Raw genomic sequence first — 16,345 nt, 5'->3', positions numbered from 1 at the left:
CTCCCACGTATGCTCTAATCAGTAGCACCTCTAGGAACAAGCCATATCAGATCACTTTTGTGCCTGTCTTTTCGTTGTATAAATCTATCATTCACTAAATAACCAACAGCATCTGTTAACTCGTTGTGCTATGAGTGGGGAGTGGAAAAGGGCGACTGTCTTTTGCGTCATTAAGTTCTTCATATTTATACATAGTTGCTCATGATCCTGTAACGCTTTCATGAGTTATTACACTTATTATGACTACAAATGAAAATGATTGTCATTTACCTGCGTTACTGCTAACCTATTGTGAAAATTTACAACATCTTATCTACTGCACGAAAGTGTATATAAAAGCCCGCTAAACCTTATTAAACCTACGGTTATTCGGTTGCTTCGTATGATAAATCAGCAGATCTACCTCTTTTGTCCTACCCCTTTAGGGTAGTTCGATTTCGTAATTGATTTACATCATATTTTCATTTTCTTTCATAATTCATTATTCGCTCAGTTAAGAAATATATAACCTTCAGGAATTCTTATGAGCAAGATGAAGCTAGTCGTAATCGGTAACGGGATGGTCGGCCATCGCTATATCGAAGATTTAGTCGAGAAGACAGATGTTGCAAACATGGACATCACGGTGTTCTGTGAAGAACCACGTGTAGCTTATGACCGTGTACACCTTTCTTCTTACTTTTCACACCATACTGCAGACGAACTTTCTTTAGTTAAAGAAGGCTTCTACGAGAAACACGGCATCAATATGCTGATCGGCGAACGTGCTATTAACGTTAACCGTGAAAAGAAAACAGTTTACTCAAGCACTGGTCGTGAAATTCAATACGACAAACTTATCCTTGCTACCGGTTCTTTCCCATTCGTACCGCCAATTAAAGGCAACGAAGGTAAAGACTGTTTCGTTTACCGCACAATCGAAGATCTGAAAGCTATCGAAGCAACGGCTAAGAACTCAAAGTCTGGTGTGGTTGTGGGTGGCGGTCTACTTGGTCTTGAAGCGGCAGGCGCACTAAAAGCACTTGGCGTGACAACACACGTTGTTGAGTTTGCTCCTAAGCTAATGGCTGAGCAACTTGACCAAGCGGGTGGTAACCAACTTCGTCAAAAAATCGAACGTATGGGCGTAAACGTACATACAAGTAAGAACACGCTTGAGATTGCTCCTGAAGGCACTGAAGCACGTAACGTAATGCGTTTTGCAGACGGTACAGAGCTAGAAACTGATTTCATCGTATTCTCTGCTGGTATTCGCCCACAAGACAAACTTGCTCGTCAAATGGGTCTAGGCATCGCACCTCGTGGCGGTATCGAGATTAACGATCACTGTCAAACGACTGATAAAGACATCTACGCTATCGGTGAGTGTGCGTCTTGGAACCAAACGTTCTACGGCCTTGTTGCTCCTGGTTACAAAATGGCGACAGTTGCTGTTGACCACGTTGTCGGTAACGAAAGCACATTTGAAGGTGCGGACATGTCTGCGAAGCTTAAGCTTCTTGGCGTGAAAGTAGGTTCTATCGGCGATGCAAACGGCCGTACTCCTGGTTGTAAGAGCTACGTTTACCAAAACGAAGAGCAAGAAGTTTATAAGCGTATCATCGTTTCTGAAGACAATAAGAAGCTTATTGGCGCAGTGATGGTTGGTGATACGTCTGATTATGGTGATCTTCTTCAGTTAATGCTGAACGAAATCGACCTACCAGAACACCCAGATGCATTGATCCTTCCTGCTCACGCTGGTGCTGAAAAGCCAACTCTTGGCGCTGATTCTCTTCCTGAGTCTGCTGTTATCTGTTCTTGTTTCGATGTAACGAAAGGCAAGATTGCTCAAGCCGTTGCTGAAGGTCACCACACCATTGGTGATATCAAAGCAGTGACTGGCGCAGGTACGGGTTGTGGTGGTTGTATTCCACTTGTGACTTCAGTACTGAACGCTGAACTTGCTAAAGCTGGTGTAGAAGTGAAGAACGACGTTTGTGAGCACTTTGCTTACTCTCGCCAAGAGCTTTTCCACCTGATTCGTATTGAAGAAATCAAAACATTCGACGAGCTACTAGAGAAGTACGGTAAAGGCTACGGCTGTGAAGTATGTAAGCCTCTAGCGGGTTCTATCCTTGCTTCTTGCTGGGGTGAGCACATCCTTAAGCCTGAGCTAGTGAAGCTGCACGATACCAACGATAACTTCCTAGGTAACATGCAAAAAGACGGTACTTACTCTGTTATCCCTCGTATGGCGGGTGGTGAAGTAACACCTCAAGCACTAAGCGTTCTTGCTGATGTTGCTGCTGAATACAACTTGTACACCAAGATCACGGGTGCACAACGTATTGGTCTGTTCGGTGCTCAAAAAGATGACTTACCAGCAATCTGGAAGAAGTTAATCGCTGCAGGCTACGAAACGGGTCAAGCTTACGCAAAAGCACTTCGTATGGCGAAAACATGTGTAGGTTCTACTTGGTGTCGTTACGGCGTTCAAGATTCAGTTGGCCTAGGCGTGATGATCGAGAACCGTTACAAAGGCATCCGTACTCCTCATAAAATGAAGTTTGGTGTGTCTGGCTGTACTCGTGAGTGTGCTGAAGCTCAAGGTAAAGATTTAGGTATTATTGCGACTGACGCAGGTTGGAACATGTATGTATGTGGTAACGGTGGTATGAAACCTCGTCACGCAGACCTACTTGCAAGCGACCTAGACCAAGAAACGCTAATCAAGTACATCGACCGTTTCATGATGTTCTACATCCGCACGGCTGCGCCACTACAACGTACTTCGGTATGGATGGACAACCTAGAAGGTGGTGTTGATTACCTACGTGAAGTGATTGTAGACAACAAGCTTGGTATCAATGACCAACTTGAAACTGACATTGCTGGCCTAGTTGATAACTTCGCTTGTGAATGGACAGATACAATCAACGACGAAGCTCAACTTAAGCGCTTTGCACACTTCATCAATGCTGATGACCGCGATGATAACGTTGTGTTTGTTGAAGATGGTCGTGAACAACACCGCCCAGCGACATTCACAGAGAAACACCCAGAAGCGAAGGGCGATATCCTTCACGTTGAACTGGTTTAATTGGGAGACGACATCATGGCATTTACCAAAGTTTGTAAGATCGAAGACATTATCCCAGGTACAGGTGTTTGTGCGTTGGTTAGTGGTGAGCAAGTGGCTATCTTCCGCCCAACTAAGGCTGAAGAAGTATTCGCGATTAGCAACACAGACCCATACTTCCAATCTAACGTGTTATCACGCGGTTTGATTGTTGAGCACAAAGAAGAGCTTTGGGTAGCAAGCCCACTTAAGAAGCAACGCTTTAACCTAGCAACAGGTGTGTGCATGGAAGACGAGAACTTCAACGTGAAAGCGTATAAAGCTCGTGTTGCCAAAGGCGCTGTAGAAATCTCTGCTTAATCTTCGGATGAGTAAGATTTGATAGTTCAAGGGTTCTAGTTCTCGATATTGCCTTAACTCGGCAACTAGAGCCTTTTCCTATCCAATTTTAACTTTTAATTTAAACTTTTTAAGGACAACCTTATGTCTCCTGATTACAAACCAGCTGAATTCGTTCAAACGATGATCGATGTGGGTGAAGCGAAAACGAAAACAAGTACTCGCGACCTTCTGATTCGAAGCACTATGGCTGGTATCATCCTTTCTCTAGCGGTTGTTGTTGCTATTACAGCAATGGTACAAACAGGCATTGGCCTTGTTGGCGCATTAGTGTTCCCAGTTGGTTTCGTTATTCTAAGTGTTATGGGTTACGACCTAGTAACTGGCGTATTCGGCCTTGCACCTTTAGCGAAATTCGACAACCGCCCAGGTATCACTTGGGGTCGTATCCTACGTTGTTGGGGTATTGTTGGTCTTGGTAACCTTATCGGTTCTTTGATTGTTGCTTTCCTTGTTGCAGTATCACTAACGGGTAACTTCTCTTTAGAACCAAACGCTGTTGCTCAAAAGTTCATTGCTGTTTCTACAGGTCGTAGCCTAGGTTTTGAAAACATGGGTATGGACGGATGGATCACGTGTTTCGTACGCGGCATCTTCTGTAACCTTATGGTTTGTCTAGGTGTGATTGGCAACATGACTGCACGCACAGTATCTGGCCGTGTAGCAATGATGTGGTTCCCAATCTTCATCTTCTTCGCACTCGTATTTGAGCACACAGTAGTAAACATGTTCCTATTCCCACTGGGTATGATTCTGGGCGCTGATTTTGGTATCGTGACATGGTTGAACTTCAACCTTATCCCAACAATCCTAGGTAACATCGTTGGTGGTCTACTAATGACGTGTGTTCCTCTATACCTAACTCACGCTAAAACAGCGCCTTCTCTAGGTGCTAAGTAATCCTCAATAGGGTGAAACGTAATTTAGTATGAGATTAAGAGCCCCAACAACATGTTTGGGGCTTTTTTAGTTCGAAAGCCCTTATATCATTGCGCAAATTACTCGCAATAGACTGTTTTGTTATAATTACTTCTATCTTCGTTAGTATTTAGACTGAATATTTATAACAACACCTGATAGTCTAAGGGTTAAGGATTTGGATAAGTCATCATGAATACAGTGACTTATCACATAGATTTAAGCTTGAGATAAAACAAGCAAACCTTCGGAGCGCAGAATGTCAGAAGTATCGTCATCGAATGTTAAAGAAGTAAACAAAGGATTTGTTTCATTGGTAGGTGCAGGTCCGGGCGACCCAGACTTACTTACGCTAAAAGCCGCACGAGTGATTCAACAAGCAGACGTGTTGGTTTATGACCGCTTGGTATCAAAAGATATTTTGGCGATGGCTAACCCAGAAGCAGAAATGCTGTATGTGGGTAAAAAGCTTGATCATCATTGTGTACCGCAAGATCAGATCAACCAATTGTTGGTCACTAAAGCGCAAGAGAACAAGCACGTAGTACGCCTAAAAGGTGGTGACTCGTTTATCTTTGGCCGTGGTGGTGAAGAGTGTGAAACGTTAGCTGAGAATGACGTGAGATTTGAAGTGATTCCGGGCATCACAGCAGCTGCAGGCGCAACGGCTTATGCGGGCATTCCGTTGACGCACCGTGATCATGCACAAAGCGTGCAGTTTATTACAGGTCACTTGAAGAAAGATGGCGAAGATATCGATTGGCAATCTCTTGCTCAGCACAACCATACCATCGTGTTTTACATGGGCTTGAAAGAGAGTCCAAACATTCAGAAAAACTTACTGGACAACGGTATGCGAGCGGACATGCCGGTTGCGATCATCGAAAACGGTACGCGCCAAGAACAGAAGGTATTTAGAGGTGGGTTACGTGATTTAGCTGATCTTGCTAGTGTCGCAAAGAGCCCAGCGTTGATTGTTGTAGGCAGCGTGGCTCAGCTCCATGAAAAACTTGCTTGGTTTAACAAACAAGCTTAATCGTTTGACCTTTTAGTTGGCTCTCTAAGCCACTACTGAGCTCATCAAGAATCAAATACTGCAGCGGCTGCCTTGTCGCTGCATTTCTTGTTGGCGCATCGGCATTTCGTCAATGATATTGGTGATCTGTTTCCAATCTGTTTTACCATTCCATCTGTGCTTCTCTTTTCCGTCTTTACCAATCAAAACAGCGGTATGTGATCCTTTCGGGATCTCGTAAATACTGGTGACGGCCTCTAAGTTAAACTCTTCTTCTAACCAAGTCGGGACTGTGTAACCACTCTCAGCAATAACCATAATGACGACGTCTCGTTCGACTAATTGACAGTTATTGAGCAACACTTCATTCAGAAACTCTTTAACGACTGAATCTTCCTTTGGAGCGAAATAAATCACACTGCGGTGCGGCAAAGGCTTTGAGTGAGAATAGGCGGGGTAGGCGAGTACTGAGTTGATGGTTAAGCTCATGATTAATACCGTGCTGATGGTCAGTAGTTTAAGCAAACTAAACCAGATACCAGAGTTTGATGGTTGATTCGAAGTTTGCACCGCTTTGGTTGTGTCGATGCTTACGTTCGATTTGTGTTTTTGTCGGTGCAGCATTGCCAACCTCCCTTTAAAAGCTCTAAGCCTGAGTACGATTTGAATGCTACGTAAAGAAGAAGGTGAAGATCAGACCCACCTAAGAAACGTTCAAAACAAATCCACTTACAATAAGCATAGTTAGGATTACGTTAAAGACACTTAGCTTTACGCTAAAGATATTAGGTTTACGTTAACGATAGCTGGCAGGTTCATTTTTATTGAGTAAAGCGGCTCGCATTTTACTATTGAATAGAATAGGGTATACGGAAAATCTAAAGGTATGAATTTATGGAAAACATAGCAATTTTGGTCGACGTTCAGAACGTTTACTACACGACGCGCGACAAATACCGTTCTAACTTCGACTATAACCAGTTTTGGTATGTTGCCACGGAAGGGCGTAACGTTGTTGCCGCTAATGCTTACGCAATCTCAAGCCAAGATCCAAAGCAGCGTCAATTTCACCATATCCTTCGTGGTGTGGGTTTTAATGTGAAATTAAAGCCGTTTATTCAGCGTCGAGATGGCAGTGCAAAAGGCGATTGGGATGTGGGTATTGCGTTAGACGCGATAGAACTTGCTGAGACGGTTGATACGATTGTTTTGGTATCAGGAGACGGTGATTTCGAAATCCTTGTAGAGCGAATCAAAGAACGTTTTGGCAAACCTGTTGAAGTGTATGGTGTTCCGGGATTAACTGCTCAAAATCTTATCGATTCTGCCTCAAAATTTGTACCGATTGAAAAAGATTTTCTTCTATAGAGGAAATCGAGCACTTTATAATTGAAATCAATAATAACGATAATTAGAATGCAAACAGTTCTTATTTATCGGTGTGTGTAATGTCTCGCGTTTTAGTTGTTGATGATGATATTCAGTTGTGTGAGTTACTGGGTGAAGTGTTAGAAAATGAGGGGTATCACGTTGATACTGTTCATTGTGGTGAATCCGCGCTTGAGTTTATTCAATCTCACCCTGTCGATTTGGTTCTACTCGATGTAATGCTTCCGAACTTAAGCGGCATTCAAGTAGCAAGACGTATATGTCAGCGTTTTGCTACTCCCATTCTTATGCTAACCGCACTTAATGACGATGCCTCAATGCTCGATGGCTACCAAGCTGGAGCCGACCAGTACATCGCCAAACCTTTCAATGTCCCTGAACTCTTAACCCGTATTAAGGTGATCTTGCGCCGAGTGGGTTTTGAACGCCAAAGACAATCTTTAGCTTCCTCTAATCACGGCTTGTGTGAACAACTCTCTCGTTTGCCATTAACTGGCACTGAAAAAGACTTGCTTGATTACCTAGTCAAAAACGATGGTATTGTCGTCTCAAAATCTGATCTACAAATCCATGTACTCAAGAAAGAACTGTGTCCTTTCGATCGTAATTTAGATATGCATATCAGCAACATACGTAGAAAGCTCGTTCAGGCCGGTTTGTCTAAACAACATATAAAAACCGTTCGTGGTAAAGGTTACAGTTACCTAGAGTCGGTCGGAGCATGAGTATAAAACTGCTGCGTTGCCCTGATTTTATTGCTAAGCGTAAAGACGGACTCACTTTCCAACTGTTCAGTTATCTGACCGTTATTTTGGTGAGTATTTTGATTCTGCAAGGTGTCGCTGAAAGAGCCTTGATGAAAGCGCTGCTTAAAGTGCCAGAATCGGTTAAAGCGGAGATGCTTGACCTTGCTTACCAAGCGAATGTGTTGATTGAAGAAGGGGACATGGATGAACTCGCGGACTGGGGCAATGCTCAGCAGTATTATCTGTTCGTCATTGATAAAGACAATCGCCCGATCACACATCGTCACATGCACCCGCATTTTGAATTTAAGCTCAAATACTTAAGAACGTTAGATCACCAACTTAGTGATCGTGTGAGTAAGCCGATCTTCGGTCTGCCACTAGATAACGGGAAAACGCTGGTTATCCAACTACCGCACCAGTTTCACCCCGCTAAATCTTTTGCCCCATACTCCTATATGCTTAAGGCTTTGATTGCATTGGTCGTTTTGTCTCTGTTCTCGATTATCATGGCCAAAAGCCTGCAGCAACCGTTGGACAGGTTGAGAGAAGCGAGCCGCAGACTGGCTCAAGGTGACTTTACGGTCAGTGTGGTGTCGGAGTTAAATTCCACCACGCGAGAATTCAACGAGCTTGCACACGATTTTGATCATATGACCTTTGAGATTAAATCTCTGGCTGAAAAGCAACGTCGTTTGATTCGTGATGTGTCACACGAGTTAAGAACGCCATTAGCAAGGCAAAACCTCGCACTGCACCTGCTGCGCAGCAAGGTTGATGATAAAAGCATTGGTTTGCTAGAACGAATGGAAAATGAAACAGAAGAGATGAACAAGCTGGTGGGTGAGATACTTGAATTTAGCCGCTTAGAAACCTCTCGCTATGACTCCAAGTTAAGCTTAATGCACCTTGAGCACTATTGTTCAATGTTGATCGCGCAGATGCAAAACGATTTAAAACCGAATCAAACTTTGATTGGTTCCCTAGAGACGCCGACATCAATGGTGAACGTTGATGAGAGGCTACTGCTTCGAGTCATTGGTAACTTGGTCGGGAATGCCATTAAATACGCGGGTGAGAACGCTCATGTTGTCGTGACGACATATGAACAGGACATAGATAAACGTTACAGTGTCATATCTGTAGAAGATGACGGTGATGGCATTCCTGATAACAAGATTGCAGGTATATTCGACCCGTTTACACGAATAGAATCAGCCCGAGACAAACAGTCTGGCGGTTACGGCTTAGGCCTTGCGATTGTTAAAGAAGCGATGGGTGTGATGAATGGGCATGTAACCGCTGAGAATAGAGAAGGTGGGGGACTGAGAGTAAACTTGATGTTCCCAATCGGTGATTAGCTTTCTCTAATGCGAAGTACGTTAAATAGCTAATTATTTCAACTCAGTTGTACTGACTTAAGCGATACCCAATAAAAAACGCCACTGCATCTGCAGTGGCGTTTTTCTTTATGCGCTTTGGTATGGGCTAGGCGTAGCCATTAATTACGCCTGAGCTTGAAGACAAGAGCATCAGATAAGCGAGACTATGCCTGTTGGCGAGCTAGCTTAACTTCTTCTTCTTTCTCACCTGCTGCTGGGTCGTTGAAGCGAGACTCGTCTAGAGCGCCTTCAGACTTAGCAACGATGATAGATACGGCACTATCACCTGTGATGTTTACAGCGGTACGAATCATATCAAGAAGGCGGTCAACACCCATGATTAGAGCAATACCTTCAAGCGGTAGACCAACTTGGTTCAATACCATCGCTAGCATAACAAGACCAACACCAGGGACACCTGCAGTACCAACAGACGCCAGTGTCGCCGTTAGGATAACCATTAGGTAATCACCCATTGAAAGGTCGATGTTGTAGGCTTGCGCGATAAACGCCGTCGCAACACCTTGCATGATTGCAGTGCCGTCCATGTTCACAGTTGCGCCTAGTGGTACTGTGAAAGAAGCGACTTTGTTGTCTACGCCCATGCGGTTCTTAGCTGTTTCCATTGTTACTGGAATTGTTGCGTTCGAAGATGCCGTTGAGAATGCAAACATGATTGCATCTTCCATCTTACGTAGGAACGTAATCGGACTAAGACCTGTGAATCCTTTAAGCATCGCACTGTAAGTCACCAAACCATGCAACAGTAGGGTACCAGTAAGCACTAAGAAGTATTCTGCTAGGTTCCAAATTGCACTTAAGCCAAGGCCAGAGAACAGTTTCGCCATCAAGAAGAATACGCCGTAAGGAGCAAGGTTCATTAGTAGCGCAACTAGCTTCATGATCACTTCGTTTAGATCAGAGAAAACGGCAGCGATACGTTCACCGGGTTTGCCCGCCGCACTGATTGCGATACCAAACAACACTGCAAATACGATAACTTGTAACGTTTTGCCCTCAGCCATCGCCTGAATAGGGTTGGTTGGGAACATGTCGATGATAACTTGGCCCAAAGAAGGGGCGTCCGCTGATTTGAAAGAGCTCGCAGCAGTAAGATCCGCACCAGCTCCAGGTTGGAACAGGTTACCGATAGTTAATGCTAGAGTGATGGCAACGGCAGTAGTACCGATATAAAGTGCAAGCGTTTTGCCACCCATACGGCCAAGAGTTGATAAGTCTTTAAGAGAACTTGTACCGCACACTAGTGAAACGAAGACTAGAGGCACAACAAGCATTTTTAAACTGGCGACAAAGATTTGTCCGCCTACTTCAAAGAGTCCGTTAACGATGTAGTTGTTAACAAATCCGCTGTCTGCAAAAAGGGATTGAATGGCAAATCCCGTTAATATACCTACGACCATACCGAGGATTACTCGACCAGTCAGAGACATAGGTTTCTTGGTATTCATTTAGAACACTCCTTATTATTTATAACTTTGATACCTTTTCAAAGTGAGCAGGAGATTAGCAGTCGGTTGTTCAAATCGAAAAACAAAAAATGAGTTTGGAATTATAGATGTGATCAAAATCACTGATAATTCCGTCAATTAAACAAAACAAAACAAAATAATTCACCATAAATTTACATTTATCGAGACTTTTATACATAAAGCTGCCGTTTCAAAGGTAGTAAATAAGAAGAGATAATTTTCTTATCAATCTGGCCATCTTAAATAGCCCAAGCTAATAACGCTGTTTCAAAAGATTTGACGTCGACAACTACTTTTTAGCGTAAATGCTCTCTAACCATTTGTATTGTATTGAATTGGTTTTGTTTAACTTTATAAAAACGTCTCCCCGACACGCCTTTACAAAACTTTACGAATGCAAAGAATGTAAATTTAATGCAAATGGTAATAGTTATCACTTATATTCTCTCTCGGAATGATTCAGTGGTACCGGAAACGGTTCAGCGAGCACATCGAATAAATAACAAAGTGCTCGTCTAAAAGAATAAAAACGGAGTAAAGGACATGTTTTCAAAGAGCCCATTGGCTTTAGTGATCGGCGCAGTATTAGCTTCACCAGCAGTATTGGCAGAAACAGTAAAAACAGACGAGCATATGGTTGTTGAAGGTCGTGACTACGGTTATAAAGCCGACACGAACACAACAGCAATGCGCATGGAGGCGACCCAATTAGAGACTCCGGGACAAGTTTCAGTAATCGATGAGCAAATCATCGATGAACAGCGTGCAACAACGCTTGGTGACGTGCTTAAAAATGACGCGAGTGTAAGTGCTGGCGGTACAAGCCGTAACCGTGAACGTTTTTCTCTACGTGGTTTCTCGGTAGAAAGCTCTTCGGGCTTCCTTAAAAATGGCCAGCAACATTGGTCTCACTACCGTCAACCAATCGAACTGCTAGAGCGTGTAGAAGTACTTAAAGGGCCTTCTGGTCTTCTTTACGGTATTTCTGCACCAGGTGGTTTGATCAACATGGTAAGCAAAAAGCCAACTTACGATACGCAAGTAAGTGTTAGCCAAGATATTGGTTCTAATGACCATTCTCGTACAACGGTAGACGTAAGTGGCGCTTTGAACGACGCTGAAACTCTACGTGGTCGCGCGATTCTATCTAAAGAAAGCTACGGTTCTTGGAGAACTTACGGTGACGGAACTGAACCACAAACAGAACGTTTTGTTGGTGGGGTATTCGTTGATTACGATGTAACTGAAGACGTGACAGTTTCTGTTCATTACGACAAAACTAACGACGAAGGTAGCGTAGATTCTGGCGCTTTATACACGCTAGACGGCAACCGAGTAGGTAGCGACAAGCACATCTGGGATGCACAGTGGTCACAGATCGAGAATGATGTTGAGAACGTTGGTTTTGATATTGCTGCTAACCTGACTGATACATGGTCAGTAAAAACAGGTTTCAACTACCAAGATTTCGAACGTATTGATATGGAAAGCTACCCAAGCTTTTCAAATATGAATCCTGATGGTACGGGCACCGTGACACAAGGCGGTAACTACCGTCATGATAAATGGCGTTTCAGAACGGCTTACGTTGATCTAACAACAACCGCTGATCTTGCGGGCACAGAGCATCAACTATTATTCGGTGCTAACTGGTTAGGCTACAGCTATTACCGTGGTATGGATCGCTTCAGCAGCGCTGAATACGCACCAGATGCAACAGTACCAGCGCCGTCAGTGGGTCCAACATCGCTAGGTAAGATGAGTACTTACGATACTTGGGGCTTCTACATCCAAGATTTGATTACTATTAATGATGAATGGCAAGTTCTTGCGGGCGCTCGTTTCGACCGTAAAGTAAGTGATGGCGTTGCAGAAGAAAATGTTGCACCTAAGCTTGGCGTAATTTACCACCCAGCATCAAACGGTAGTATCTACGCTTCTTACTCTGAAAGTTTCGAACCACAAGGCGTTGTTTCAAGCGGAAGCCGCAACTACACCAACGATGGTGAACTTCTTGACGCAGCAACGGGTGTTTCTTACGAAGTCGGTACTAAGTGGGAACTGATGGACGAACGTCTATTCGTTTCTGGTGCGGTATTCGATATTACCCAAGAAAACATCTCAATGGATGTAGAAGACACTTCATCAGGCGATTGGACGAAGACACAAGGTGGCGAACAAGTTCACCGTGGTGCTGAGTTAGCAGCGCAAGGTTTTATCTCTGAAAAATTCTCTATGTCTGGCTCAGCAATGTACTTAGATGCTGAAATCACTAACCATGAAACATATGAAGGTAACCGCCCAGTTGACGTACCTGAGTTTGCAGCAAGCGTTTGGTCTACTTACGCAGCAACAAACGAAGTTGATGTTAACCTAGGCCTTATCTACGAAGGTTCTCGTTACGGTGACAGTGCGAACACTTTCAAGAAAGATGGCTACGCGCGTGTAGATATGGGTGCTGCATACACGCTTAAGTACGACGACTCTCTAGACTTCGTTGCTCGTCTAACCGTAGAGAACGTGTTTGACAAAGAATACCTAGCGGGTGGTGGTTCAACATCTTCAAACCACCAATTTGCTGAAGACGTAGTAATCGGCGAAGGCCGTAACTACATGGCGACTTTACAGGTAAAATACTAATTTGTTAGTAGGGTACTATTGTTAGCCTAAATACTAAGGGGAAAGTTTCGGCTTTCCCCTTTCGTGATTCTGCTGTTCAGTAAAAATATCCCTAGTAATGCGAGTGACTTTTAATGATAATGAGAGTGCTTATCAATAATAGTATTTATCAATAAAGTGTATTTGACCTTCTTCTATAGTAAATGACTACAATTATGAATCTTTTAAAAACTAGCCTAGCGCTTGCCATCAGTTTGGTTGCAACGTCTTCTATGGCAAACAGCTTGGATCAAGCTCAATCAATTCAAAACAAGACCAATAACGCGTCGGCTTCGAGCCAAAAGGTTATTGATAAAAGCTCACAAGCGACGTTAATGCTGCAAGCTGAGATTGAGCGTCTGCAAGAAGAAGTGAAAAATCTAGAAATCTATCACGATCACCTTGCTGCATTGGTTGAGAGCCAGAATCAAGAAGCTCAGAGCATTGAAGGGCAGATCGACGAGATCAAATACACACGTCAAGGTGTTGTGCCTTTGATGTACCAAATGATTGATGGCCTTCAACAGTTAGTTGAGCAAGATGTGCCAATCAGGAAAGAGCAACGTCTAGAAAGAGTTGAAAAGCTGCAAGCAATGATGACTCGCGCTGATGTGAGTGATGCTGAGAAGTATCGTCGTATCCTAGAAGCTTACCAAATCGAGATGGACTACGGCATCAAGCTCGGTGCTTACCAAGGCCGTGTTGCATTGAGCAGCGACAGAACGATTGAAGCAGACGTGTTGCACTTAGGTCGTATCTCTTTGGTTGCTCGTAACTTAAATGGCAGCCAATACTGGTCTTGGAATCAAACACAAAATCAGTGGCAGGAGCTAGATTCTTCAATGAAGTCTGAGCTAGATAAAGCTTACGATATTGCAAGCCAGCAAGCGGCGCCAAGCCTAATTACTTTACCTGTTTCTTTAACTGTTGCGGAGGTTAAGTAATGAACTTAAAGCCATTAGCAGCATTGCTTTGCATTACGTCTATTTCATTTTCTGCTTTCTCTGCATCAGACACGACGGCTCAGCTAGTTAATAAAGCAAAATCAGAGAGTCGAACTCAAGCTTCTCACAACGTAGTGCGTGAAGCTGATTTCAAAAAGACAGAACAAGAACTGAAAGCGATCAAAGCTCAGCTTGAAGCGAAACGTACATCAGTACAAAACGCGACAGATGTTCTTACTCAAACGTTTAGTGATAACGAAAACAAGCTTGCTCGCTTAGAAGAGAAGCTGCGTTTAGAAACCGGTAGTTTAGGTGAGCTGTTCGGTGTCGTTCGTCAAAACGCAAAAGAACTCGGCACAGAACTTAGCTCAACCGTGAATAGTGTTGACCGCGCTGAACACACGGCAACTGTTGATCAAATCATTGATGCTAAATCACTGCCTTCAATGCCACAGCTGACCGGTTTGTGGATGAGCATGGTTGAACAGATCCAAGCGAGCTCTGAGCTTAGCAGATCTCAAATTGCATTCATCAATGGTGAAGGCAACACACAAACTGTCGACGCTTATCGTTTAGGTTCAATCGGCCTAGTAACAGACCAAGGCTATGTTAGCTGGAACACTCAGCGTGAAGATGCGATTGCGTATCTGAAACAGCCATCGAATGGTCCAACTTTAGCATCGCTATCTACATTAGCGAATGGCGATGTGTCTAACGTGGTTGTCGATCCTTCTCGTGGGTTCATGCTAGAGCAACTAGCGCTAACACCAAGCCTAACTGATCGCCTTCAAGCGGGTGGTGTAGTTGGTAAAGTGATTCTTGGCTTGCTTGCAATTGGCTTAATCATCGCATTAGTTCGTGGTATTTCTTTGGCTACCGCTCGCCAGAAAATTCGCGCTCAACTTAAGAACCCAGAGCAAGCGGGTGATAACCCTCTAGGTCGTGTTCTTGCGGTTTACAACAAAGAGCAAAACCAAACCGTTGAAGCACTAGAACTACGACTTTTAGAAGCGGTAGTGGATGAACAAACTCACCTAGAGAAAGGTTTATCGATGCTAAAACTTCTAGCGGCACTTGCTCCAATGTTAGGTCTTCTAGGTACTGTAACCGGCATGATCGAAACATTCCAAGTGATCACACAGTTTGGTAATGGCGACCCTAAAGTGATGGCGGGTGGTATTTCTATGGCGCTAGTAACAACCGTACTTGGTCTTGTTGCAGCAATGCCTCTGCTATTAGCACACAACATTCTTAGCACTCAGGCTGAAAACATTCGCAATATTCTTGAGAAACAAGGTATTGGTCTTGTTGCTGAGCAGGCAGAAAAAACGGTTGAATCAAAAGTTGTCGTTTCACCAGTTGGGACTGCTGCGTAATGGATATTTTGTCGGGTTCTCTATTACCAGCGAGTTGGTTAACGAGTGACTGGCTGCTGTCTTTATCAAGCTTTATGGAGCAGGGCGGTTTCGTCCTGTGGTGGCTAGCGGCTGTCGTCCTAGTTTATTGGGTGCTTGTAGTCGAACGTGTGCTTTATCTTGCGTTCTACTTTCCAAAGCAGCGCCAAGCTTGGATTACTAAGTGGCATGAAAGAGAAGATCACTCTTCTTGGCATGCCAAAGCCATTCGTGAAGGTTGGTTAGGGCAAGCGAGTATCTTACTTAACCAGAACTTGAACTTTATTAAGCTGTTAGTCGCTATTTGTCCGATGTTGGGTTTGTTAGGTACCGTTACCGGTATGATCTCTGTTTTTGATGTCATGGCGACTCAAGGAAGCAGTGACCCTAAATTGATGGCTTCAGGTATCTCGTTGGCAACACTGCCAACCATGGCGGGTATGGTTGCTGCATTAGCGGGCATGTTTGTTCACGCTCGTTTAGCGAAAGTGTGTAACCGCTTAGAATTGAAATTAGAAAAATCTTTAAGGAGTCAACGATGAGACTCGGTCGACGTCATTCAAAAAACGAAGAGGCTCAAATAGACCTTACTTCGATGCTTGATATTGTATTTATCATGCTTATTTTCTTTATTGTGACCAGTTCATTTGTTCGTGAATCAGGGGTTGAAGTCAATCGCCCACAAGCGTCTAACGTAGTAAGCCAAAAGGATGCGGGCATCTTTGTTGCGATTACTTCTGCGAATGACATCTTCATCGATAAACGTGTTGTTGATGTTGAACGTGTCCAAGCGACATTAGAACACTTGTTGCTAGAACAACCTGATGCTTCTTTGGTTATTCAAGCGGATGAACACGCTTACAATGGTACGGTTGTTAAAGTGATGGACGCCGCTAAAGGTGCGGGTGTTAAAAACATCGCGCTTGCTGCTGAAAAGCGATGATCTTGG

14 protein-coding genes are annotated in these 16,345 nt (G+C 43.8%); 12 read left to right on the top strand and 2 right to left on the bottom strand.

Annotated elements, in window-relative coordinates; translation table 11 throughout:
• Positions 1-523 precede the first annotated feature (523 nt).
• The 4 genes from nirB (at position 524) to cobA (ending at position 5,414) form a co-directional block, all read left to right on the top strand.
• The gene (gene nirB / locus MSG36_RS09715; protein ID WP_050646228.1) at positions 524-3,082 is read left to right on the top strand and encodes a nitrite reductase large subunit NirB; all 2,559 of its coding nucleotides are present in this window, start codon (positions 524-526) and stop codon (positions 3,080-3,082) included.
• A gap of 15 nt (positions 3,083-3,097) precedes the next feature.
• On the top strand, positions 3,098-3,421 hold the full coding sequence (nirD, locus tag MSG36_RS09710; RefSeq protein WP_248367521.1) for a nitrite reductase small subunit NirD: 324 nt from the start codon (positions 3,098-3,100) through the stop codon (positions 3,419-3,421).
• Between the two features lie 123 nt (positions 3,422-3,544).
• Complete coding sequence (locus MSG36_RS09705; protein ID WP_248367520.1) at positions 3,545-4,360, top strand: formate/nitrite transporter family protein; 816 nt, start codon at positions 3,545-3,547, stop codon at positions 4,358-4,360.
• 277 nt (positions 4,361-4,637) lie between these two features.
• Complete coding sequence (gene cobA, locus MSG36_RS09700) at positions 4,638-5,414, top strand: uroporphyrinogen-III C-methyltransferase (protein WP_017071487.1); 777 nt, start codon at positions 4,638-4,640, stop codon at positions 5,412-5,414.
• A 51-nt stretch (positions 5,415-5,465) separates the two neighbouring features.
• Here cobA and MSG36_RS09695 read toward each other — a convergent pair whose 3' ends face one another.
• Complete coding sequence (locus MSG36_RS09695; RefSeq protein WP_248367519.1) at positions 5,466-6,017, bottom strand: DUF4174 domain-containing protein; 552 nt, start codon at positions 6,015-6,017, stop codon at positions 5,466-5,468.
• A gap of 270 nt (positions 6,018-6,287) precedes the next feature.
• On the opposite strand from MSG36_RS09695, the gene MSG36_RS09690 reads away from it, so the two are divergent.
• From MSG36_RS09690 to MSG36_RS09680, 3 genes are all read left to right on the top strand, one after another.
• Positions 6,288-6,761 carry an NYN domain-containing protein gene (locus MSG36_RS09690; RefSeq protein WP_004731130.1) on the top strand — a complete coding sequence of 158 codons (474 nt, stop codon included), beginning with the start codon at positions 6,288-6,290 and terminating at the stop codon, positions 6,759-6,761.
• Between the two features lie 80 nt (positions 6,762-6,841).
• Positions 6,842-7,507, top strand: a complete 666-nt coding sequence (locus tag MSG36_RS09685) for a response regulator transcription factor (RefSeq protein WP_017062555.1) — start codon at positions 6,842-6,844, stop codon at positions 7,505-7,507.
• Positions 7,504-8,889: a sensor histidine kinase gene (locus MSG36_RS09680; protein WP_248367518.1), complete on the top strand. Its 1,386-nt coding sequence runs from the start codon at positions 7,504-7,506 to the stop codon at positions 8,887-8,889. The genes MSG36_RS09685 and MSG36_RS09680 overlap by 4 nt, the downstream gene beginning before the upstream one ends.
• Before the next feature lie 185 nt (positions 8,890-9,074).
• Here the strand turns inward: MSG36_RS09680 and MSG36_RS09675 are convergent, their stop codons facing one another.
• On the bottom strand, positions 9,075-10,379 hold the full coding sequence (locus MSG36_RS09675; RefSeq protein ID WP_048612623.1) for a dicarboxylate/amino acid:cation symporter: 1,305 nt from the start codon (positions 10,377-10,379) through the stop codon (positions 9,075-9,077).
• A 564-nt stretch (positions 10,380-10,943) separates the two neighbouring features.
• Between MSG36_RS09675 and MSG36_RS09670 the strand changes: the two genes are divergently transcribed.
• From MSG36_RS09670 to MSG36_RS09650, 5 genes are all read left to right on the top strand, one after another.
• The gene (locus tag MSG36_RS09670) at positions 10,944-13,040 is read left to right on the top strand and encodes a TonB-dependent siderophore receptor (RefSeq protein ID WP_248367517.1); all 2,097 of its coding nucleotides are present in this window, start codon (positions 10,944-10,946) and stop codon (positions 13,038-13,040) included.
• A gap of 194 nt (positions 13,041-13,234) precedes the next feature.
• A complete protein-coding gene (locus MSG36_RS09665; protein ID WP_050622345.1) occupies positions 13,235-14,002 on the top strand; it encodes a DUF3450 domain-containing protein in 768 nt (255 codons plus the stop codon).
• Positions 14,002-15,378, top strand: coding sequence for a MotA/TolQ/ExbB proton channel family protein (locus MSG36_RS09660; RefSeq protein ID WP_248367515.1), 1,377 nt, complete (start codon positions 14,002-14,004; stop codon positions 15,376-15,378). The genes MSG36_RS09665 and MSG36_RS09660 overlap by 1 nt, the downstream gene beginning before the upstream one ends.
• The gene (locus MSG36_RS09655; RefSeq protein WP_004731144.1) at positions 15,378-15,938 is read left to right on the top strand and encodes a MotA/TolQ/ExbB proton channel family protein; all 561 of its coding nucleotides are present in this window, start codon (positions 15,378-15,380) and stop codon (positions 15,936-15,938) included. The genes MSG36_RS09660 and MSG36_RS09655 overlap by 1 nt, the downstream gene beginning before the upstream one ends.
• Positions 15,935-16,339, top strand: coding sequence for a biopolymer transporter ExbD (locus MSG36_RS09650; protein WP_004731145.1), 405 nt, complete (start codon positions 15,935-15,937; stop codon positions 16,337-16,339). The genes MSG36_RS09655 and MSG36_RS09650 overlap by 4 nt, the downstream gene beginning before the upstream one ends.
• Positions 16,340-16,345 lie beyond the last annotated feature (6 nt).

This window comes from Vibrio sp. 1CM8B (assembly GCF_023161685.1).
Classification (GTDB): domain Bacteria; phylum Pseudomonadota; class Gammaproteobacteria; order Enterobacterales; family Vibrionaceae; genus Vibrio; species Vibrio coralliirubri.
The sequence above is the reverse complement of the archived record's forward strand: the minus strand, read 5'-3'. Positions and strand labels throughout refer to the sequence as shown.

Coding starts and splice junctions, on each gene's coding strand:
- MSG36_RS09705 (WP_248367520.1), top strand. CDS start 3,545: ATGTCTCCTGATTACAAACCAGCTGAATTCGTTCAAACGATGATCGAT.
- nirD (WP_248367521.1), top strand. CDS start 3,098: ATGGCATTTACCAAAGTTTGTAAGATCGAAGACATTATCCCAGGTACA.
- MSG36_RS09655 (WP_004731144.1), top strand. CDS start 15,378: ATGGATATTTTGTCGGGTTCTCTATTACCAGCGAGTTGGTTAACGAGT.
- nirB (WP_050646228.1), top strand. CDS start 524: ATGAGCAAGATGAAGCTAGTCGTAATCGGTAACGGGATGGTCGGCCAT.
- MSG36_RS09675 (WP_048612623.1), bottom strand. CDS start 10,379: ATGAATACCAAGAAACCTATGTCTCTGACTGGTCGAGTAATCCTCGGT.
- MSG36_RS09680 (WP_248367518.1), top strand. CDS start 7,504: ATGAGTATAAAACTGCTGCGTTGCCCTGATTTTATTGCTAAGCGTAAA.
- MSG36_RS09650 (WP_004731145.1), top strand. CDS start 15,935: ATGAGACTCGGTCGACGTCATTCAAAAAACGAAGAGGCTCAAATAGAC.
- MSG36_RS09665 (WP_050622345.1), top strand. CDS start 13,235: ATGAATCTTTTAAAAACTAGCCTAGCGCTTGCCATCAGTTTGGTTGCA.
- MSG36_RS09670 (WP_248367517.1), top strand. CDS start 10,944: ATGTTTTCAAAGAGCCCATTGGCTTTAGTGATCGGCGCAGTATTAGCT.
- MSG36_RS09690 (WP_004731130.1), top strand. CDS start 6,288: ATGGAAAACATAGCAATTTTGGTCGACGTTCAGAACGTTTACTACACG.
- MSG36_RS09695 (WP_248367519.1), bottom strand. CDS start 6,017: ATGCTGCACCGACAAAAACACAAATCGAACGTAAGCATCGACACAACC.
- cobA (WP_017071487.1), top strand. CDS start 4,638: ATGTCAGAAGTATCGTCATCGAATGTTAAAGAAGTAAACAAAGGATTT.
- MSG36_RS09685 (WP_017062555.1), top strand. CDS start 6,842: ATGTCTCGCGTTTTAGTTGTTGATGATGATATTCAGTTGTGTGAGTTA.
- MSG36_RS09660 (WP_248367515.1), top strand. CDS start 14,002: ATGAACTTAAAGCCATTAGCAGCATTGCTTTGCATTACGTCTATTTCA.